The sequence below is a fragment of the Chitinophaga sp. YR627 genome, from assembly GCF_900114995.1.
GTDB lineage: Bacteria > Bacteroidota > Bacteroidia > Chitinophagales > Chitinophagaceae > Chitinophaga.
In genome coordinates, this window is the sequence record NZ_FOUX01000004.1 from 323874 (window position 1) to 345151 (window position 21278).

At 43.3% G+C, this 21278-nt stretch carries 21 protein-coding genes and 1 tRNA gene; 17 read left to right on the forward strand and 5 right to left on the reverse strand.

The features are described 5' to 3' along the window. The first annotated feature begins 862 nt into the window (after nucleotides 1–862). From BMZ72_RS21915 to BMZ72_RS21920, 3 genes are all read left to right on the forward strand, one after another. Nucleotides 863–1432 carry a DUF6934 family protein gene (locus BMZ72_RS21915; protein WP_089811850.1) on the forward strand — a complete coding sequence of 190 codons (570 nt, stop codon included), beginning with the start codon at nucleotides 863–865 and terminating at the stop codon, nucleotides 1430–1432. A gap of 40 nt (nucleotides 1433–1472) precedes the next feature. After that, nucleotides 1473–1643 carry a hypothetical protein gene (locus BMZ72_RS36625; RefSeq protein ID WP_177222885.1) on the forward strand — a complete coding sequence of 57 codons (171 nt, stop codon included), beginning with the start codon at nucleotides 1473–1475 and terminating at the stop codon, nucleotides 1641–1643. Between the two features lie 639 nt (nucleotides 1644–2282). After that, nucleotides 2283–2984: a hypothetical protein gene (locus BMZ72_RS21920; RefSeq protein WP_143087746.1), complete on the forward strand. Its 702-nt coding sequence runs from the start codon at nucleotides 2283–2285 to the stop codon at nucleotides 2982–2984. 123 nt (nucleotides 2985–3107) lie between these two features. Here BMZ72_RS21920 and BMZ72_RS21925 read toward each other — a convergent pair whose 3' ends face one another. Further along, the gene (locus tag BMZ72_RS21925) at nucleotides 3108–3677 is read right to left on the reverse strand and encodes a peroxiredoxin (protein WP_089811852.1); all 570 of its coding nucleotides are present in this window, start codon (nucleotides 3675–3677) and stop codon (nucleotides 3108–3110) included. 253 nt (nucleotides 3678–3930) lie between these two features. On the opposite strand from BMZ72_RS21925, the gene BMZ72_RS21930 reads away from it, so the two are divergent. The 6 genes from BMZ72_RS21930 (at nucleotide 3931) to BMZ72_RS21955 (ending at nucleotide 9486) form a co-directional block, all read left to right on the forward strand. Next, nucleotides 3931–5907, forward strand: coding sequence for a protein-disulfide reductase DsbD family protein (locus tag BMZ72_RS21930; RefSeq protein ID WP_089811853.1), 1977 nt, complete (start codon nucleotides 3931–3933; stop codon nucleotides 5905–5907). 8 nt (nucleotides 5908–5915) lie between these two features. Continuing rightward, on the forward strand, nucleotides 5916–6401 hold the full coding sequence (locus BMZ72_RS21935; RefSeq protein ID WP_089811854.1) for a thioredoxin family protein: 486 nt from the start codon (nucleotides 5916–5918) through the stop codon (nucleotides 6399–6401). A gap of 4 nt (nucleotides 6402–6405) precedes the next feature. Continuing rightward, the gene (gene msrA, locus BMZ72_RS21940) at nucleotides 6406–7038 is read left to right on the forward strand and encodes a peptide-methionine (S)-S-oxide reductase MsrA (RefSeq protein WP_089811855.1); all 633 of its coding nucleotides are present in this window, start codon (nucleotides 6406–6408) and stop codon (nucleotides 7036–7038) included. Then, nucleotides 7035–7550: a peptide-methionine (R)-S-oxide reductase MsrB gene (msrB, locus tag BMZ72_RS21945; RefSeq protein WP_089811856.1), complete on the forward strand. Its 516-nt coding sequence runs from the start codon at nucleotides 7035–7037 to the stop codon at nucleotides 7548–7550. Before msrA ends, msrB begins: the two co-directional genes overlap by 4 nt. Before the next feature lie 105 nt (nucleotides 7551–7655). Beyond that, nucleotides 7656–8243, forward strand: a complete 588-nt coding sequence (locus BMZ72_RS21950) for a hypothetical protein (RefSeq protein ID WP_089811857.1) — start codon at nucleotides 7656–7658, stop codon at nucleotides 8241–8243. Between the two features lie 244 nt (nucleotides 8244–8487). Beyond that, on the forward strand, nucleotides 8488–9486 hold the full coding sequence (locus BMZ72_RS21955; RefSeq protein ID WP_089811858.1) for a hypothetical protein: 999 nt from the start codon (nucleotides 8488–8490) through the stop codon (nucleotides 9484–9486). Between the two features lie 234 nt (nucleotides 9487–9720). Here BMZ72_RS21955 and trxB read toward each other — a convergent pair whose 3' ends face one another. Together trxB and BMZ72_RS21965 are read right to left on the reverse strand one after the other, a co-directional pair. After that, complete coding sequence (trxB, locus tag BMZ72_RS21960) at nucleotides 9721–10704, reverse strand: thioredoxin-disulfide reductase (protein ID WP_089811859.1); 984 nt, start codon at nucleotides 10702–10704, stop codon at nucleotides 9721–9723. Beyond that, the gene (locus BMZ72_RS21965; RefSeq protein ID WP_089811860.1) at nucleotides 10694–11167 is read right to left on the reverse strand and encodes an OsmC family peroxiredoxin; all 474 of its coding nucleotides are present in this window, start codon (nucleotides 11165–11167) and stop codon (nucleotides 10694–10696) included. Before BMZ72_RS21965 ends, trxB begins: the two co-directional genes overlap by 11 nt. A gap of 164 nt (nucleotides 11168–11331) precedes the next feature. On the opposite strand from BMZ72_RS21965, the gene BMZ72_RS21970 reads away from it, so the two are divergent. Further along, entirely contained in the window at nucleotides 11332–11910 is a 579-nt protein-coding gene (locus BMZ72_RS21970; protein ID WP_089811861.1) for a redoxin domain-containing protein, read from the forward strand. 58 nt (nucleotides 11911–11968) lie between these two features. Here the strand turns inward: BMZ72_RS21970 and lpdA are convergent, their stop codons facing one another. Next, on the reverse strand, nucleotides 11969–13372 hold the full coding sequence (gene lpdA, locus BMZ72_RS21975; RefSeq protein ID WP_089811862.1) for a dihydrolipoyl dehydrogenase: 1404 nt from the start codon (nucleotides 13370–13372) through the stop codon (nucleotides 11969–11971). Nucleotides 13373–13553: 181 nt separating this feature from the next. On the opposite strand from lpdA, the gene BMZ72_RS21980 reads away from it, so the two are divergent. From BMZ72_RS21980 to BMZ72_RS22005, 6 genes are all read left to right on the forward strand, one after another. Beyond that, nucleotides 13554–14573: a threonine aldolase family protein gene (locus BMZ72_RS21980; protein ID WP_089811863.1), complete on the forward strand. Its 1020-nt coding sequence runs from the start codon at nucleotides 13554–13556 to the stop codon at nucleotides 14571–14573. A 63-nt stretch (nucleotides 14574–14636) separates the two neighbouring features. Beyond that, nucleotides 14637–15506, forward strand: coding sequence for a DMT family transporter (locus BMZ72_RS21985; protein WP_089811864.1), 870 nt, complete (start codon nucleotides 14637–14639; stop codon nucleotides 15504–15506). Nucleotides 15507–15731: 225 nt separating this feature from the next. Beyond that, complete coding sequence (locus BMZ72_RS21990) at nucleotides 15732–16952, forward strand: M57 family metalloprotease (protein ID WP_089811865.1); 1221 nt, start codon at nucleotides 15732–15734, stop codon at nucleotides 16950–16952. Between the two features lie 229 nt (nucleotides 16953–17181). Continuing rightward, a complete protein-coding gene (locus BMZ72_RS21995) occupies nucleotides 17182–17811 on the forward strand; it encodes a hypothetical protein (protein WP_089811866.1) in 630 nt (209 codons plus the stop codon). A 142-nt stretch (nucleotides 17812–17953) separates the two neighbouring features. Then, a complete protein-coding gene (locus tag BMZ72_RS22000) occupies nucleotides 17954–19288 on the forward strand; it encodes an amidohydrolase family protein (RefSeq protein WP_089811867.1) in 1335 nt (444 codons plus the stop codon). A gap of 144 nt (nucleotides 19289–19432) precedes the next feature. After that, on the forward strand, nucleotides 19433–20284 hold the full coding sequence (locus BMZ72_RS22005; protein WP_089811868.1) for a helix-turn-helix domain-containing protein: 852 nt from the start codon (nucleotides 19433–19435) through the stop codon (nucleotides 20282–20284). 134 nt (nucleotides 20285–20418) lie between these two features. Here BMZ72_RS22005 and BMZ72_RS22010 read toward each other — a convergent pair whose 3' ends face one another. After that, complete coding sequence (locus tag BMZ72_RS22010; protein ID WP_177222886.1) at nucleotides 20419–21003, reverse strand: hypothetical protein; 585 nt, start codon at nucleotides 21001–21003, stop codon at nucleotides 20419–20421. 185 nt (nucleotides 21004–21188) lie between these two features. Here BMZ72_RS22010 and BMZ72_RS22015 point away from each other — a divergent pair. Next, a tRNA-Ala gene (locus BMZ72_RS22015) sits at nucleotides 21189–21262 on the forward strand. The last annotated feature ends 16 nt before the right edge of the window (nucleotides 21263–21278 follow it).

The window sequence follows — 21278 nt, forward strand, 5'->3', positions numbered from 1 at the left end:
AATGCCAGCAATATAAGAGGACACGGGTTCTGATGCTACTATTTTGAATTGCTGTTCGGCTTCCTTTTTCTTAACACAAAATCCGGGGTTTTTGATGGGCTTTATTATGCAATCCATTTAATTCATTTACAATTAATTACGAAATATCCTGATAAAGAAAACATGCATCTTTCTTGTTTATTTCAAATTATGAAACGTATATGCTCATAACAAAATAATTAAATTATGCCTCCTTATGATGGTGGATAAATACATTGTTTTCCGTGAAATCCATATATCATCACTAAAACAACTATCTGCTTGTTTTATACCGGTCTAATAGAAAATTCATGAAAACAATTAAGGTTTTATGGTTGGCTGAGGCATTTATCGACTGTGATTAATTCATCAATAATTGGGTTCGAGTTTCCCATACCCAGGGTCATGGAATGAAGCCTTTTAAGTTAAAAGACCTGGAGCGTTCCTGATTTCACCAGTTTCAATATCACCATATAATCCTCGTTTAATTGGATTAGGGACATACCGGATCTTCGAATAAACACAAAACTAAATCAGCTTCGAATGTAGCCGATCATCTAACTAATGCAGGCATATCCTATAGACATTTATAATTCCTCATCATTAACAAATAGATTGACCTTTCTAAAATTGATAGTATCATACTAATAACCACATATCCTTACCCTTCCATATTTAACTAAATATTTTCATTTCCATTAACCGTTAGTTAACGCATTGTATATAACGGATATTTGACCTTTGCTTTAAGTGATTGTACTTGCCTGGTATAAAAATCATCGGACTTGCAATTACACACATTTGTTTGTTCCTGACATCAACTATTCTCAATAATTTAACTATAATGGCTATTTCAGTTAAGATAAACTTTGACAATGTCTACGACATTGATATTGCTTCGAGTGAAATGACATCAGCGAGTTTTGAAACAGAACTCTCAGATGGAACTAAAAAGAAGTTAATTGTAGAAATAAGTCCGGAGGCACATGAATTAATGCCAAACGTTTATAATTTGGCTTTCGGTCCTCCCGACATTAATGGAGAAATTGATGATAGGGCGCAGTTAAAACACAAAGACTATTCAAAAGTCTTCTCAACAATTCTTTTACACGCTCAGGCATATTTAACAATTCATCCTGATCACTATCTTGGGATTGACGGATCTGATAACTCTCGTGCATTTTTGTATTATCGGTTTATATTGAACAATTTTGATTATTTAACCAGCTATTTTAGTATAGGCGCTCTAAAATACTATGTCAGAATTACCAGATTTGGGAAATATCAATACGAGAATCCTTTTGATTTTCATGATATTATGCCAGCGCTGGTAAGAATAACAGATAGTAGTCCCCGCCATGTAGATTTCATGTATAACTATTTTATTTTCAATCTAATAAAGGAAAAAAATTAGCAATTTGCCAACTCTGTCAAAAAATAGTAACTTCAATATCATGAAAGACAAGAAAGTGGAAGATAAAGTCAGGAGCTTAATTGAAAAAGCTCGTGCTGTTGAAAGACCTATTAAGGTTAAAACATCTGCACGCCGCAGATCATCATTAAATAAGATCATTAAAACTAAAGAACAGGCAGATGCTTTAATGTCAGCATTAAAAGCATTGTAGCTAATAAATAATTTTCACAAGGAAAACGCTATCTCATTTAAATTGAGACAGCGTTTTTTTATGTGCGATTCAATGATATCTAACCGCTGTCAGGACTTTTTAAAATACTTCAGCTAAAGTTTACGCATTCCAGTTAGCATTGCTGAAAGCCCCTCAGCCACACCTGTCTACTATCACTTTATAAGGCCATAATGTACTCCCTATCAATAAAACATTGGTTCTTCTTATTAAGATCTGACAGGCGGAGAAAAGCGCCTGCAAAAAGCCCCCTTATTGCAGGTAATAACAAAGCCGCTACAAAAGATGCTACACATTCATTTATCCATACCATAACCAAATTAAAAACACACAACACTTTCAAACTATGCTGGAACTTATCCTTCTCTACAAAAAATACAGATCACACGGACATTCTGACCTTTTCTTAGAGGTTGTTGGTACGCTGTCCCTGATTGTCATAGGCATCATCTATATTTTTCAGGACAAGATCAAGCAGAATGAATCACCTGATGAATAAACCGTATATTGCCTCGCAATTAAACCCTGAAAATAACCATGTCAATTTGAAATACACAAGCGCACTCCATTAAACATATATATACCACCAAATCCATTTTTCTATAATAAAACTATTTAACTATGTCAATGTGGGAATTTGAAAGCCTGGTAGAAGAATCTATCAAACTGGTTGATAAAATAGACACGACCGACGAAAAGAAAAATCAACTGATCGGGAATCTGTACGCTATACAGGAGCAATTTGATTGTTCGTTTACCAATTTCAGGGTAATGCCTATCCTGCTTAAGACCGGCTATACAAAAACAATCGACTATACTGAGCACCCCGACTATAAAGGGAACGAAGCCTACTTCGAAGAACTGCTGACTAAAACTGGAACTACGTTTATCTACCAGGATATTACACAAAAATGGCACAGACGTACTAATCCGGTTGTAGCCTATCTTAATCCTAAAGACAAGCAGATTTACATTGATTTTGGCTCTCCATTGAGAAAAGGGGAAGCAGTCCTGGAAAATATGTATTCCTATGATCTGGGAATATACCTCATTCGCGAAGCAGATAAACTGGGAAGAAAAGCAGAAATTTATGACTGGGCGGCTTATCTGATCGCTTTCGGCGATGATGTTGATGCAGAAGAGCTGATTGAAAAATATTTCAAAGAGATAAAAGCAATCTGGTCGAAGTATGACTATTCAGATTACGAGCCCATTCACTCTTCTTTAACTTTGTCAAGAGAAGCACTCGATGATGATGACGACTGGAGGGACACATTTGAAGACGGACGAGAAGGTTTAATGAACTTCTTTTTTAATAAATAGTCCTGCAATAAAAGAACGCTTCAGGTTTAAAGGCCTGAAGCGTTCTGTCTTAAAAGCAATCTCAAATAAAAGCGCCGGTTAAGTAAAAACTTACCGGCGCTACACAAGGACAACAAATTACGACTACTTACCCGACAGGTAATTTAACACCTGCTGAGCATGTTCATCGCCTTTCATGAAATCGCGGAAGCTGTAAACGATCGTGCCATCCAGGCCAATCACAAAGGTCTCACGACCACTCACCTTTACGTTGTTACCAAAATCCTGCTCCTTAACACCAAACTTGTTTAAAACAACATTATCCGGGTCACTCAGCAGTGTAAATGGCAGGTGATTCTTTTTCGCAAACGCTTTGTGACTTTCCACAGTACCATTGTTAATACCGATGACCATTGCATCAGCATCTTTATACTTCTCATAAGCATCTCTGAAAGCACACGCTTCTTTGGTACAAACAGGACTTTCATCTTTTGGATAAAAGAAGATTACAAGTTTCTTCTTCCCGAGCACATCTGCCAGGTTAAAAGTCTTTCCGTCCTGGTCCTTCAGTGAAAATTCGGGTACATCCTCTCCTTTCGCCAGTGTATGTTGTTCCTGAGTTGTCTGTGCTTTTGCAGCCGGAGCAGCAACAAAGAAGCTGCACCCGATGGCCAGCATGGCAACGATCGATACTTTCTTAATATTCATTTTCATGATCTGAATGATTAAATAAATGATGTCTGATTTTTCTCAAAGCTCCGGGGAATTATGCAGGGGAATTTTCACTTTGGTTAAAATCGACAGTTTTTTTTCTTCTACAGCAATATTTGTCCCTCTACCTCCTTCACGAAATTGTCATGCATTGACTTATCTCACTGATTTTAACTAAAGTGAAAATCGGTGGACAGGAATTTGGTCACTTTTGTTGCATCACTAAGGTGCAGACTACACCGTAATACAATAAGACATGAAAAAGCTATTAATACTCATTGGTTGTCTGCTGCATTTTGCAGCGTTCGCCCAGATTGACAACCCGGTCCACTGGACCTTTAAAGCCTCACCTGCAGGTGAAAACAAAGTAGAGATCAGTGCCACCGCCCAGATCGATGATGGCTGGCATTTATACTCGCAGTTCCTGAAAGAAGGCGGACCTGTTCCCACCTCTTTCCAGTTTACCAACACAGAAAGCTACCATCTGGTAGACAGTGTTACCGAAATTCCGGCTGCTACAAGTGGTTATGATTCGACTTTTGAAATGACCATCCTCTATCATGAGAAAAGCGTAACGTTTAAACAGCTGGTAACATATACAGACCCTGCCGCACGTATTAAAGGCCAGGTGCATTATATGGTGTGTAGCGGTCAGAAATGTCTTCCTCCCACAGATGTCGACTTTGAAGTAGCGGTCGATCCTACTGTAAGTGTTGCAGGCAGCACCGCACAGGTGCAAAAAGACAATTCGACTCCTGATAAACAAAGTCCGGTTAGTGATAGCAGCAGCTCCATCTTATCTATATTCCTCGCTGGCTTTTTAGGTGGCCTTGCTGCATTCTTCCTCCCATGTATTTATCCGATGGTGCCATTAACAGTATCCTTCTTTACCAAACAGTCGAAAACACGCCGACAGGGGATCCGTGCAGCAATCATCTATGGTTGCTCTATCATTGTGATCTATGTGGGATTAGGTTTGCTGATTACCGCCATCTTCGGCGCATCCGCACTGAATGAAGCATCCAGTAGTGCTGTATTTAATCTGCTGTTCTTTACCATTCTGGTAGTATTCGCCTTGTCTTTCCTTGGCGCATTCGAGATCACACTTCCTTCCGTATTCGTGAACAGGATCGATCAGCAATCCGGAAAAGGTGGTTGGATCGGATTATTCTTTATGGCCTTTGCGCTGGCGCTGGTATCATTTTCCTGCACCGGTCCGCTGATAGGTACACTACTTGTCGAAGCGGTAAGCAAGGGCAGCTATCTGGGCCCAGCTACCGGTATGTTTGGCTTCTCACTGGCCCTCGCTTTACCATTTACCTTGTTTGCCATCTTCCCATCATGGCTGAAAAGCTTACCTAAATCAGGTGGCTGGTTAAACTCCGTAAAAGTTACACTTGGACTGCTCGAACTGGCACTGGCTTTTAAATATCTGACCAATGTGGATCTGGCCTATCATTGGGGTTTGCTGAGCCGTGACCTGTTCCTTGTCATCTGGATCATCATTTTTGGTGTGCTGGCCTTTTATCTCTTGGGTAAGATCAGACTGAGTCATGATACTGAAGTAAAGACCCTCTCAATCCCCCGGTTATTACTTTCCATGCTCGCGCTGGCATTTACCGTTTACCTCATCCCCGGCCTCTTTGGGGCGCCTCTCAAAGGCATCAGCGGATGGCTGCCTCCGCAACAAACGCAGCAATTCACACTAGGCGCCGCGACATCTGATAAACCGGCAGGAAGCTCCACTCATAAATATGCAGGTCTGTTCCATGCACCGGAGAACATCGACGCTTTCTACGATTACGATGAAGGAATGGCATATGCCAAAAAAATGCATAAACCAGTCCTTCTTGATTTCACCGGCTGGAGTTGTACCAACTGCAGGAAAATGGAAGCTGCCGTCTGGTCTGATCCGGAGGTATTAAAACGTCTGAAAGAAGATTACGTCCTGATCTCCCTCTATGTGGATGATCGTACGTCACTCAGCAATACAGAAAAGTACGTGTCTAAAGTTTCATCAAAGTCCATCAATACAATCGGACAGAAATGGAGCGATCTCCAGCAGGAACGTTTTAACACAAATGCACAGCCCTTTTATGTATTACTGGACCCGGACGGCAAACCAACCGCCGAACCAAGAGCCTTCAATTTAGACATTAAAGCATACATCGATTTTCTTGACCTGGGCATCTCCGCGGTAAGAAAAGATCTAACTGTTCAATTATCTAACTAATCAGCATCATGAAAATTAAATTATTCAGATCAGCTATGCTGGCCTTCAGCCTCGCACTGATCACATCCGCTTATTCTTCCCCGGTCATTGCACAACAAAAAGCACCGCAGGAAATCAGTTTCAGTTCTAAAACCTATAAAGAGGTATTGGCCACAGCCAAAGCCAGTCACAAAAAAGTCTTTATAGACGCCTTCGCTACCTGGTGTGCGCCTTGTAAAGAGCTACGCAAGCAAACCTTTAACGATCCTAAAGCAGCTGCTTATTTCAATAAACACTTTGTCAATTTCAGTGTTGATGTGGAAAAAGGAGAAGGTATAGCGCTGGCAAAGACCTGGCAGGTCGACGGACTACCAACATTACTGATCGTTGATGAAAAGGGCCAGATACTCGCAAACCATGTCGGATTTGTCAATGGAGAAGGCCTTATCCAGTTTGCAAAAGAAGCTACAGAAAATACCCAGTCAAAAGGCAGTAAACCTGCTTCTAAACGTTAAGTTCATGAAAGTAAAACAACTCTTCTACGTCTTGCTGGCTGTATCAGTTTTCATTGTATTGGGTATAAAAAACACCAAAGCCATCCAGCAGCAAACATCGGAGAAAAACGACACCGCCACCTTTGCTACAGGCTGCTTCTGGTGTGGCGAAGCGAAATTCTCACAATTAAAGGGTGTAATTAAAGTGACCGCAGGTTATACAGGCGGTCACACTGAAGATCCCTACTATTCACTGGTATGTACCGGCACTACCGGCCATGCAGAAGCCTTCAATGTGATATACGACAGCGCAGTCATCACTTATGATGAATTATTGCAAGCCTTCTTTCTTTCCCACAATCCGACAGAACTAAACCGTCAGGGAAATGATATCGGCACCCAGTACCGTTCTGCCATATTCTATCACAACCAGGCACAAAAAGAACGGGCTGCCTACTATATCAAAAAGTTCACGGAGGAAAAGATATATCCAAAGCCCATCGTAACAGAACTGACCCGCTTTACGGTATTCTACGACGCAGAAACACATCACCAGCAATACTATAAAAAACATCCGACGCAGGACTATTGTCGCTACGTCATCCAGCCAGAACTGGAAAAATTCAAACAAATCTTTAAAGACAAACTAAAACAATGAAAAAGATCCTGATTTATAGCGTCCTGCTGATGCTGATTAGTATCAGCAGCTTCGCCCAGAATGAAAAGTCTGTCCGCGGACATGAAAACAATCCCTGGTATTCTAACACCGACACTGCTACTCTGCATGTAAGTAATGCAGAATGGAAAAAGGTACTTCCCACTGCCCTCTACGCAGTCGCCAGGGAAAAAGATACAGAGCGGCCCTTCACCGGTAAATACTGGAAAAGCACCACCCGCGGTACCTATTACTGTGCTGTTTGCGGCAACCTGCTGTTCCGTTCAGATGCCAAATTTGCCAGCAGCTGCGGATGGCCCAGTTTCTACGAACCCAGGCGGGCAAGTGCCGTACGTTACCAGGAAGATTACTCCGTTGGTATGCACCGGACGGAAGTATTGTGTGGCCGTTGTGATTCCCATCTGGGACACATCTTCGATGATGGTCCGGCACCCACTTACAAACGCTTCTGCATGAATTCGGTATCACTTGATTTTGAACCGGATAAAAAATAAAATCGGAAAAAGTGGCTCATTTTCCTTTGTATTTAACTTAAGTGAAAATCGCGCGGAGGATTTTGAGTGACCTTCGATGTAACACGACGACAAAAACAGTACATCATGAAATCAAATCAATCCAACACTCCCCTCTCCAATGAGGTGATCGAAACAGCAAAATCATTGCGCACGCTTTATTTCACACGTGCCGCATTCTCCATCATATGGGTATTGCTGGTGTCATTCCTGGCTAAAACCAATGCCACCGCAGCTACGATCTTATTCATCATATACCCTGCCTGGGATGCTTTGGCCACTTTTTTTGATATTAAGGCCAATCCTGGTGCTACCAACAAAACACCGCAATATGTAAATATGGGCATCAGCATCATTACAACCATCGTAGTGATCTTTGTCCTCCAGAAAGGCATTCCTGAGGCCCTGATCACATTTGGCGCCTGGGCATGGCTGACAGGTCTTATCCAACTGATTCTCGGTCTTCGCCGCCGCAAACAAATGGGGGGTCAGTGGCCGATGATCCTCAGCGGCGGCCAATCTATGCTGGCTGGTGGGTCCTTTATCTATATGGCGCATGAGCCCAATCAGGGTATCACTACATTAGCAGGCTATGCTGCTTTTGGCGCATTTTACTTCCTGCTCTCTGCCTTCCGTTTAAGCAAAACGGTCAACAACAATGCTGCTACCGCGTAGTTTTTTTACGCTGGTCACCAGCTGCCAGATAGCCAGCCATGTGTTGTCAATTCAAGAGCGTGCTATATCTTGCTTTGACACTATTGGCTGGCTATTTATTACCAGATAACAGTTCCACTGCCGCACATACCCCTCACCGGATAAGCGATTGCCTTCCGGACGGGGATTGCATGCTATTTATATTTCATCACACCCGGACGATCGCTGCCGCGCATCGTCCTTTAAGTATCAATTACACCAATTAATGAAAATCAACTTTCTGGTGACCGGTATGCTCTTGTGCACTACCGGCACATACGCCCAAAACATGTTCAGTATGGCCAGCCAACACCCGGCCGATACCACTAAAAGCGAAGCAATGGAACAGGCGATCCGCTTCTCTTCCCTTCGTCAGGCATCTGTTACAGCAGACTTCTTCGGCGCAGGTCACTTCGATTCAAAACTGAACGATAAAGATTTCGCCAATGGCAAAAGCCGTAATGCAAGGATCAGCTCCTATGTAACAGTCCCCATCAGCAGCTGGAACGGAAATACCATCGGTGCTTCCATCTATCATACGGAGACCTTTTTTAATGTCAGAGAGGTTGACAATAAATTAGCTAATCCAACGGTTAACGTAGGCGATATGTCCAAAAGTACATTGGGCCTGTCCATCAACTATTCAAGAATCGATGCGCTCTTCCATACTCCTGTTGTCTATTCCGCGGTTGTTACAGGTATATCCGACAACCTGAAAACCATCAGAAGGTTTAACTTCAATGGTAGTATCGCGTTCCCATTAAAGCGTAATGAAAACACTTACCTGTCCGTGGGTGCTATCGTGCTGATCGATCCGTCTGCACCACTACCGGTATTGCCTGTGGTCAATTACTTCCACAAACTCAATCATCATGGCTTAGAACTGATTGTGGATCTCCCTCAGGGTGCCATGATCAAACAATCCTTATTCCGTAATGCATGGGTATATGTCGGCTCCAGTTATAATACCTATGCAACATTTTATAAGTCAGATAACACAGCCTTACCCGAACATTTCAGCTACAACACCGTTGAGGTTAAGAGTGGTCCAGGATTTGAATACCTGCTTGGTAAACACGTCATCCTTGGTGTTAAAGGAGGCCTAAACAATGTGCTCACAGCAAGAGCCTTTGGAAAAAACAGCAGCTATAATGACTCCTTTATTATGACAACCAATAAAGCCACCTTTGCAGGTGAGTTCCGGATATCTTTATTGCCCTTTTAACAGTAGCAATATCCATAGAAACCGAAAGGCCGTATCATCTCTGATACGGCCTTTTTTAACTGATTGATCAGCTCTCTCTAAAACCTCGCAGACAGTTAAGCATTTGTATTTCCCCCTTGCAACAAACAGCAAATAATAAACTTCGTCGGACAAACAGTGTATGAAAGAAAAATTGCGGAGCTTAGTCACAAGTCTAAACTCCGCTGAAGTATAGCTAACATATCAACCACACACTTAGCTTGCCTGCTGAAGATCATTTATTGCAAATGAGAGCCCCGCTTCACGCTCATTCAGAAAACGTTCTGCATCCAGCGCTGCCATACAACCTGTTCCGGCAGCAGTTATTGCCTGACGGTACACAGGGTCCTGGGCATCGCCACAGCAAAACACACCAGGCATATTGGTAGCCGTCGACCTTGCATTAGTTTTGATATAACCAGCTGCATCCATGTCTATTGCACCACGGAATATCTCTGTATTTGGTGTATGACCAATAGCAACAAAAAATCCGTTTACAGGTATACTCGATTCCTGGTTAAGCTGATTGTTAAATACCTTTACGCCTGTCACCGTCCGGCCATCTCCCAGCACTTCAAGTGTCTCAGTATTATATAAGACCTCGATATTAGGCGTGCTGAGTACGCGCTGTACCATCAATCTGGATGCACGAAATTCATCACGGCGAACCAGCATATACACTTTATTGGTCAGCTTGGACAGATAGATGGCTTCCTCTGCCGCTGTATCACCGGCGCCAACAAGCGCAACATCCTTCCCACGGAAAAAATAGCCGTCGCATACCGCACAGGCAGAAACCCCGGAACCATTGTACCTGGCCTCTGACTCCAGTCCCAGCCACTTAGCGGAAGCACCTGTTGAAATGATGATGCTATCTGCCAGGATCTTCTTTCTCTCATCCACTGTTACTTCATATGGATAAGTATTGAAATCTACACTACTGATATAATCATAGCGAACATCCGTACCAAAGCGTAAAGCCTGCATACGAAAATCTTCCATCATCACAGCACCGGTGATGCCGCTGGGATATCCCGGAAAGTTTTCCACCTCTGTTGTCTTCGTCAGTTGTCCGCCTGGTTCAATTCCGGTATACATCACCGGCTGTAAACCGGCACGTGAAGCGTAAATAGCTGCAGTATAGCCCGCAGGACCTGATCCGATGATCAGGCACTTAATATGTTCTGTCTCAGCTAACATGGTCAACAGATTTAGCATTCCCGTCAATATGTTGATGTAAATCCTTGTAATTAACCTGCAGGCTGATCACAACGCCGGCTAATGCTTTAGACAACAGACAGTTCTGTTTAGCGCCGATAGCATATTCAAGAAATCCTTCTTCAGATAAACCCTCGATCGGCGAAGCATCTAAAGTCAGCTCAATATCAGTAATGCTGGATTTTGACATATCGGCTATAACAACAGCAGTCGTATCCAGATCAGCTACTTTCAGACCTGCCTGTGATAACGCATAGCTCAATGCCATCGTAAAACAACCAGCATGTGCAGCGGCCAGTAACTCTTCAGGATTTGTACCAATACCATCGGCAAAGCGAGTATTGAAGGAATAACGGGTCTTGTTTAATACAAGGCTATCTGTAGTTAATTCACCATGACCTGTGCTCAGGTCACCATTCCAGTGTGCTTTTGATGATCTTCTCATTGTTGTAATAATTTTGTTGATCCAAAGTTGCACTGAAACACATTCTTGTTTTTTCACCTTAGTTAAATCCGGCAGAAAAATTTTACAAGGCCTCCATTTTTAACTTTAGTTAAAAATAAGCAACTGCAAAAAGAGGATTTTTGCACTATATATTATTTGATTTTATGAATTTAAAAATCAATCAACCCGCACCGGATTTCATTACACGGGATATCAGGGGAAACACCATACAACTCAGCCAGTTCCTGGGACAAAAAGTACTACTGACATTTTACCGGCACGTCGCCTGTCCTGTCAATCACCTTCGTTTTCAGGAACTGAGAGCATATGAAAAGGAATTCCGTAAAAAGAATCTGGTGGTACTGGCTGTGTACGAAAGCAGCAAAGACAATCTCCTGCGTTATAGTGAAGACGAAGATTATTATGCGAGGTTAATCGCTAACCCGGAGTTTGATCTATACGAGCAATACGATATAGAGTTAAACACACTCAAGCTTTTATTCTCTATGTACAATGGGGGTCCTGCAAAAGCAGCAGCGGGATTAAAACTGATGAAACACAGATTCAAGGCAGAGGGACATAACAATCTGATGGGTGGCGACTTTCTCATTGGCGAAGACGGTCTCCTTAAACAGGTTTATTACAACCAGTTCCTGGGAGACCATCTGCCAACAAAAGAAATACTGACATTCATTAATGACCCGAACTATAAAGTCATCGATTCTTCAACTTGTTGTGATTAATTCATTTTTTATCGTATACCCCATGCTGTTACGACAATACCAATATCTTGTATACACACTAGATATTTACAGAAGGTTGTCCAGAAGCAAGGATATACGCCTCTTTCAATACTTCCGCATACGTTGGATGCGCATATGAGATCTTTCCCACTTCATTGACCGTAATCTCAAATTCCATGGCGGTCACAGCCTGTGCAATCAGATCGGCGGCTCTTGCGCCGACAATATGCACACCCAATATTTCTCCATATTTTGGATCTACCAGCACTTTCACAAAACCCTCTGTATCCATGCCTGCCCGGGCTCTTGCATTAGCAGAGAACGGAAACTTACCAACATTATACGCCACCTGTTTCTTCTTTAATTCCTCCTCAGTAGCACCTACTGAAGCAACTTCCGGCCAGGAGTATACGACAGACGGAATACGGTCATAATGGATATGCGGGTTTCCACCATGAATACGCTCTACCACAAAAGTTGCCTCTTCCTCTGCTTTATGTGCCAACATAGCACCACCGATCACATCCCCGATAGCATAAATATTGGGAGCCGTTGTTTGTAAGGCCTCATTCACAACGATCATTCCCCTTTTGTCCAGCTGCACCTTTGTATTCTCAAGTCCCAATTGATCTGTGTATGCCTTTCTGCCCACTGCCACCAGGATATAATCCGCAGTCAGCGATTGTTCCTGACCCGCCGTGTCCTTATACCAAACCTTCGCGGTATCTCCCGCATTTTCTGTTTTAAATACAGACTGTTTCAACAAGATCTCAATACCCTCTTTAGCCAGCAGTTTCTGTAACGCAATACCCGATTCGCTATCCATGGTTGGGATCAGACGGTCAGCATACTCCAGAATGGTCACCTTTGTACCAATCCGGCTGAAAATGGAGGCCATTTCCACACCTATCACACCTCCACCGATAATAACCATCGTTTTAGGCTGTTCCTCCAGTGATAATGCTTCTGTAGAGGTAATGATCCGCTTTTTATCCAGTACCACACCTGAGATAGTTGCAGGCTTAGAGCCGGTGGCAATGATGTATTTGCCAGCCTGAATGTTACGAATCGCTCCATCCTGACCGGTAACATGCAATGTAGTATCATCCTTAAAAGCAGCCAGGCCCTGAATAACGCTGATCTTGTTCTTCTTCATCAGGTAATTCAGTCCCTGGGTATTCTTGGTTACCACCTCGCTTTTTCTTTTGTATAACTGCTTAAAATTCAGCTTTAACCCCTGAATATCTATCCCCTGCACTTCAAATTTGTGTAAAGCATCATGATAATGATGGGTACTATCCAGTAACGCCTTTGTAGGGATACATCCCACATTGGTACAGGTACCTCCCAGGGTACTGTACTTCTCAATAATCGCCGTCTTATAACCTGATTGCGCAGCACGTATAGCTGCTACATACCCTCCGGGTCCTGAACCTATCACTACTATATCAAACTGTTCCATTGTTGTTAATATGTTTGTTGTTACTAATTGTAGCTGATCAGAAAAATACCTTTCGGTATATTTACATGCATAAAAATGGGCTCGTCCATCGAACTTACCACTGTAAAGGTAGTTAAAATATACCAATTGGTATATTTATATATCATAAAGCTTCCCCATCTTTGCAAAAAAAGAAGAACGGATGTACAGCTTTAAAAACGATTATGCTGAGGGAGCACATCCCAATATCCTGCAACGACTGATAGCAAGTAATCCTGAACAACATCCGGGATATGGGGAAGATGAGTATAGCGTAAAAGCCAGACAGCTGATCCGCCAGCAGATAGCAAAGGAAAACAGCGGCGTGTATTTCGTTACGGGAGGTACGCAGGCGAATCGTTTAGTGATCACTGCTTTTCTCAGACCGCATGAGGCTGTGATCAGCGCCAGAACAGGCCATATCTTCGTACATGAAGCAGGCGCTATCGAAGCCAGCGGACATAAAGTGATCACAGTTGACAGTCCGGACGGCAAACTAACACCGGCAGCAATAGAAGAGGTCCTGCAACAACACGCGCTTGCCCCTCATATGGTCAAACCTAAACTGGTTTACATCTCCAACTCTACCGAAATAGGCACTATTTATACCAAACAGGAACTGACGGCTTTATCTGTATGCTGCCGGCAACACCAGTTGTACTTGTTCATGGACGGTGCCCGTCTGGGTAGTGCATTGGCAGCGGCAGCGGGTGATCTTACCCTGGCTGACATCGCCAGTCTGACCGACGCCTTTTATATAGGCGCCACCAAAAACGGCGGACTCTTAGGCGAAGCCATCGTCATCAATAATCCACAACTAGACGTTGATTTCCCTTATATCCTTAAACAAAATGGCGCTTTACTCGCCAAAGGACGTTTGTTAGGCATCCAGTTTTTCGAACTGTTCCAGAATGACCTTTATTTCAACCTTGCCAGACATGCCAATGCAGCTGCCACCAGGATCTCAGATCATGTACGCAGCAAAGGATATGACCTGCTGATCGACTCTCCTACCAACCAGATCTTCCCGATCTTTCCAGATACGCTGATAGAAGAATTAGGCAGGCAATTCCAGTTCTACCCCTGGAAGAAGATAGACGATCAGCATACCGCACTGCGGTTGATCACATCCTGGACAACGGAGGACAGCATGGTAGATGCTTTCATAGCAGCTATCCATTAAAAATCAATCTCTTTCAGATCGTAATTTATTACCTTTACCGGCCTAAAAATGTCCCAACCATAAATGTTATACATACTACTAAGCGTCATTTGCAGCGTCACGGTATCCGTATTGCTGAAACTGGCTAAACGCTACGAGATCAATATCCTCCAGGCCATCACCACCAATTACATTGTTGCTGCCGCCTTCAGTTTTCTACTCTATCAGCCTGACCTGGCACAGGTCGGTGCCCAATCTCCCTGGTGGGCATTTATCAGCTTAGCATTATTGCTGCCTTCTGTATTTCTGATCTTAGGCGCTTCTGTTAAGCAGGCAGGTATCGTAAAGACCGATATTGCACAGCGCCTGTCATTGTTCATATCAATTGTTGCCGCCTGGTTGCTATTCAAAGAGACCTTTAATAACTATAAGATCATCGGACTGATACTCGGTTTCGTGGCTATCTTCTTTGTGCTTCGTAAACCACAGCAACAAACCAGTGAGCGTAATCAGTCATTAGCGCCGTTATTTGTATTCTTAGGATTTGGTATCATCGATATTCTATTCAAACAGGTAGCTTTATCAAAAGAAGTTCCCTACACCACTTCATTGACTCTTATCTTTATATTATCATTTATCGTTGCTGTTATTATTTCAGCGGTACAGGTAATTGCAAAAAAAGAGCAGGTACGTGTTAAGAATATTCTCTGCGGAATCATCCTCGGATTCTTCAACTTCGGAAACATCCTGTTCTATATGAAGGCGCATAAATTACTGCATGACAATCCTTCTACTGTTTTCGCAGCCATGAACCTGGGTGTGATCATCATAGGCAGCCTGACAGGTATTATCATCTTTAAAGAAAGGCTCAATCGCTATAATTACGTTGGTATTATCCTCGCTATCATTGCCGTGATCTGCATTACGCTATCACAGATATATGCTGCTAAATGATTAAAAAATTAGCTGTATCTTTTCCCAACATCTATGGATATGCGAAAAAATACAGCTAATTTTACACTGTGATTTTTACAGATCAAAACAACAAAATCCCTGGTTTAACCTATCCCCTGACAATTCATATGTACCTTTCGGCGATCATCCCTAAACATGTGTCTGCGCAAGTGCATTTATAGTTTCCCTTGATATTTATAGTTAACCAAATAAATAGTCCCTTACATGAAAAAAACGATTGTATACCGTTATGCCATTATCCTGTCGGTATTATCAGGTATCTTATTCTCCTGCAGCAAAAGCAACATCGAGCCTGAGCCTGCTGAAGGTCTTCCGGACAACGCTGTGCTGAGCTACATTAAAAAACTAGGTTATAAAGACAGTCAGATCAAAGACATCGGAGAAGAATATCTTGTTGATGAAGATATTTTATTCAGCAAAACAAGCCAGCCGGACCTGTCCCTTTTGGATGAACCCAAAACAGAACAATATGGCACCGCCAATTATGTAGGATATATTTACCAGCCCTATATTACGGTGAATATTAGCCCTTCTATGATTAATTATGAAGACGAGGTTAAGAGCGCGATAGCAATGTGGAACGCCGTTCCTAACTGCAGGGTTAAGTTTATACTTTCAATTACGGCTGCAACTGCTAATCTCATCATCTCAAACGCCAATCTCGGAACAGGCGTTTGCGGCGCGGCCTATTACCCAATGAACGGCCGTGTTGGCGCAAAGGTAAAGATCAATATCAGCCAGATCGCCGGTAATTCTTTTGCACAGCGGACCCGTACGATCGCTCATGAACTCGGACATGCTATTGGTTTCAGACATACCAACTGGCAGTCCGGCGAACCACAATCAGGTGTACTAAGCGATAACGGCGCCTATTTCGACGCTTATCATATTCTCGGCACACCAACAGGTGAGGATGCCAATTCGCTGATGAACGGCGGAGAATGTGGTTCCGGCGCCACCAAACTTTCCCCCTATGATATCTTAGCTGTTCAGTTCCTGTATCCAGCACAGGCTCCGGTAGCTGGCACGGTCCCTGCCTTCCGTTATTATTCCAGATCCACACCAACGGATTATTTCTATACGACCAGTCTCGGAGAACTTGGTGTCGGCGCCAACAACGATTATATTTTTGAAGGCATAGGATTTTATACGCTCCCTGACGAATCAGCCAATACAGTTCCTGTGTACCGTTGGGTACGTAACGACGGAGATCACTTCTGGACGACCAGCACAAGCGAAATTCCTGTCAACAGCAATTTAGAAGGTATTGCTTTTTATGTATACGGCTCTCCTATCAATAATGCAGTACCTGTGTACAGATATGTTAACGGTGCCACCAACGATCATTTCTATACTAAAAACCTGGACGAAGGCACGCTCCGTGCGGGATATGTACTCGAAGGCATTGCCTGGTATGCTTACTAAATAAAACGCTTTTTTACAACAAGCCTGGCATCCAGTAGCTGCCAGGCTTGTTGATAACTCCTCAATACGCGACTATCCCCAATTATCATCCTCCTGCTTTTTTTCTCCTGCAAGCAAACAACCCATACCGATACTGCGGCTTCCGCTTACCTCTAATTTCCGTGACCTTACACGGAATTCCTATTTTTAATTGTATATTAAACGATTAAATCAACCTATCAGCCGTAGCATGTATTGTAAATTATTTATCCCGATCGGTATTTTGCTGATCTGTAGTTGCCTGCAAAACCGGCAACCTACAAATCAGGACCCAACATCCTCCATTCCAAAAGAACAACTTGACTCCATTATGGCGCTCGCTCAGGCACAGGCAGCACAAGCTGATACACTTGGTACACTGATCCTTTCCATTGACTACAGCGTAAAGGCAACCCCGGAAGATAAATCCCCTGATGGAATCCTTCCGTGGGTGAGCATCGCGGAAACAGACTCCGAGATCAAAAGACTGATTGACCCGGATGAGATAGTCCTGCCTTATACAAAAGCCAGGCTGATCATAGACTATCCCCTGAACAATCCCGCTATATTTGAGTTATCTGCCGAAGGCAAAGGTTTCACCAGGAAACAGCTCATCCAGTACATCGGTGATAAATACCATATGATATATGAAGAAGAAGAGCAGTCAGCGGCTACCAAAACGATCCCGTTGAAGGAAAGAGATGGGCTGATTAACAGGAATTCGACCGATGGAAAATATGGCGTTTGGGGGCATGATCTTTCCGACCTCTCTTTAACCACTGTTGAAGTATACAGGGATGACAAAGGGCAAATTTCTCTGATCCTGGATATCAATTCCTGACAGGATGCGGTAATAAGCCGTACAATAAGCGTTCGTATAATATGGGGCATTGCCCATCGATTTATAAATCGTACAGGTAATGTTATAAAACCTACCCGTATCAGAACGCATAGCCATTTATCTTTGACACAAAGATTCAACCATGCGTTCTACTAATATTTCCAGAAAAGATTTTATCAGAAATTCTGCACTCGCCACATTGGGACTGGGTATTACCCCTTCCCTGCTGACGGATGCAAAAGCGGCCACTTCCCCCGAAACGGCCGTAGCTGGTAAAAAGCAGCTGAAACTGAAAAACGTACGCCTGGAAACGGGATTTGAATATGAAGGTGAAGAAGTGATCGCTACCAGAACCGGACTGTTCTGTGTTGAAATAGACAACGGAAAGATCACAGCCATCCTTCCGAATGATCCAAAGGCCAATGCAACAGATGCCAAAGGCTTCCTGATGTTGCCCGCCTTCAAAGACATGCACATCCATCTGGATAAAACCGGCTATGGTAGCCCCTGGAAAGCTGCCAGAAGAAAACAGGGAGGTGTAAAAGGAATGATCGCGCTGGAACAGCAGATCCTCCCGGAAATGCTGAAAACATCCACCGATCACGCAGAGAAATTAGTAGAATTATTACAGTCCTGCGGTTCCAGCTTTGCCAGAAGCCATGTGAATATCGAACCTACCTCTAAACTGGACTCGCTTAAAAATCTGCAGAAAGCACTGGAGAACAAAAAAGACTCCTTTGGCGCCGAACTGGTCGCTTTTCCTCAGCATGGGCTGTATTATACAGACTCCACGTCCCTGATGAAAGAAGCCGCTAAGATGGATATTGATTTTATCGGAGGGGTGGATCCCTATTCGCTGGACGGAGAGATCGCCAAACCGATGGACTTTATCGTTAAACTCGCGCTGGATAATAACAAAGGCATCGACATCCACCTGCATGAATCCGGGGAGTCCGGACTGAAAACAGTAGAATATCTGATAGACAGGGTAAATGAAAATCCGGTCCTGAAAGGAAAAACCTTCCTCAGCCATTGCTTTGTACTGGGCAAACTGGAAAAACAGAAACAGGAAGAAATCGCAGATAAACTGGCGCAGGCGCAGATCGGTATTATGTCTACCATACCTTTCGGCGGACTGATCATGCCAATTCCAACATTATATAAGTACGGTGTCACCGTAGGTACCGGCAACGACAGCATTATTGATCACTGGAATACCTGGGGACTGGGTAGCGTACTGCAGAAAGCCAATCTGATGGCACAGTTATATGGCTATTCAACAGAATTCCTGCTGTCCCGTAGTCTCAAGCTGGCTACCTACAACGTCCTCCCGCTCGATGATAAAGGGCAGCAACAGTGGCCAAAGACAGGTGATGCTGCTGATGTGGTACTGATTGATGCCAGCTGCTCCGCAGAAGCTGTATCCAGGATATCCCCTGTCAGATCACTGATCCACCAGGGTAAAATTGTCTTCTGATTCCCCCTGCAACACGCAAAAAAGGCCGGTTACAGGGAGATCGTAAAGATCCTGGAGTCCTGATAGTGTGGTAGTTATCGTTGACGGGGCTGCGTTATTTTCACTAATTTAGCCAGGCTATCGCAAACGAACCATACCAGTCAGATGAATAATCAGAAAGATCATTTTCCGGTATTGAGCATTCAGGAGTTCAGTCAGGGTAAATCCGAAGATTGCACCGTATTGTTTCATGAATTACATGGAGAACGATCTATTGACGAAGCCCATAAACATGACTTCTTCATCGCCATCCTTTTCGAAGAAGGACGCGGAACGCATACCATCGATTTTATCGAACATCCCATTGCCAATCTGCAACTGCACATGGTCTTTCCCGGGCAGGTACATCAATGGAAAATAAAAAAGGAAACGATCGGCTATCAGCTGATGATAGAACGGGAAGCTTTTGAATCTTTCCTTCCCAACCTGCGCTTTTCATCAGCGTTATATCAACGCCATCCGGTGATAACACTTAAGAAGGGAGCTTATGACACACTGCTCTACGAATTTCGCTGTGTACAGAAAGAACTTGAAAAAAATGTCCCTTTTGAAGCACTGGTCAAAGCCCGCTGTGGTATCATAGGATTACTGATCAGTAAAACTGCGGAAAAACGCTTCAGCGATTTTGATATATACAATTCCAATGCGATCCTCTCGCGCTTCATTGGTCTGATTGATAAACACTTTAAGGAAGAACGTTCCGTCGCCTTTTATGCACATGAGATCAATATCTCTCCCAATTACCTGAATATGGTGTGCAGAAAGCAGCTGAATGTCGCTGCATCCTCTCTTATACAGGACAGGGTGTTGCTGGAGGCAAAAAGACTACTGAAAACGTCTGCTATGACGGTAAAAGAAATCGTATTCGACCTGGGCTTTTACGATCACGCCAACTTCTCCAAATTCTTCAAATCTCATACAGGCATGACGCCATCAACATTTAAAGACCTGAAATAAAGGTATAGTTACTGTTCGGTCTATTCTTTGTTTGATATTTACCATCCTACGTTCATCCTTCGTTCATGGAACGAAGGATGAACGTAGGATGGTAAATATCAAAGCGGCATTTATAAATAATACAAGACCCGGTTTTATATCCTTGCCACTAGCTTAAGGGTTTTCAGGTCATAGATCAGGATCTGGTTTTTGTCCGTTTTATCATATTTACCATTATCATTTGTATCATAATGGCCTGTAACAGTGACAGTTCCGGTCTGGCGATTCACAATCCAGGTACGGACAAAAAACTTATCTTCTGTTAACTGCACCTTTTCTTCTCCATCTGTGGATAACACTACTAATTGTGTAGGATCGGTCCAGCCGATCCCCTTCCGATGATCCAGGTTGACCGTCCGCGCTTCCAGGATGATCCTGTTAATCTGCAGACTATCTATCCTGACCTGGATAATGGACTGCCAGGATCCCCCTTCGGAGAATTCCACCTGCTTCGTATGCCCGTTTTTCGTATTAATGAATAGAAGGTACTGGTCATGCGAAAGGAACATCTTACCCATATTATAAATACTGGCGATAATGTATTCCGTTCCACTGACTTCTGTCATTTGATTAAAGTAAACATAGTTGTATTTATCCTGTGCATAGGTGGAAAAAGATAGCATAGAGCAGGCTAAGACAAGTAAAAGCTTAGCTGTAGTGAAAATGTGCTTTTGGCTCATGGGATGTCAATTTTGGTTATATCCCGCAGGATTCCCCGGAACAACTTTTTCCATAAACCGGACTGTTAAGAAAAACCCAAAAGTCCCTTATCCCCCTCCTGAAATAACTAATCCAATGGCTGGGAAACATCAGCACCAAAACTTTATGTATAAAAATAACATAATGCGTCATACCTTCGCAGCGGTTGGGGGTAGCTCAAGTGGAAGAGCGTCTACTCTGCAGGTAGAAGGTTACAGGTTCGATTCCTTGTCCCCTGATCTTTTCCAGGACTTAT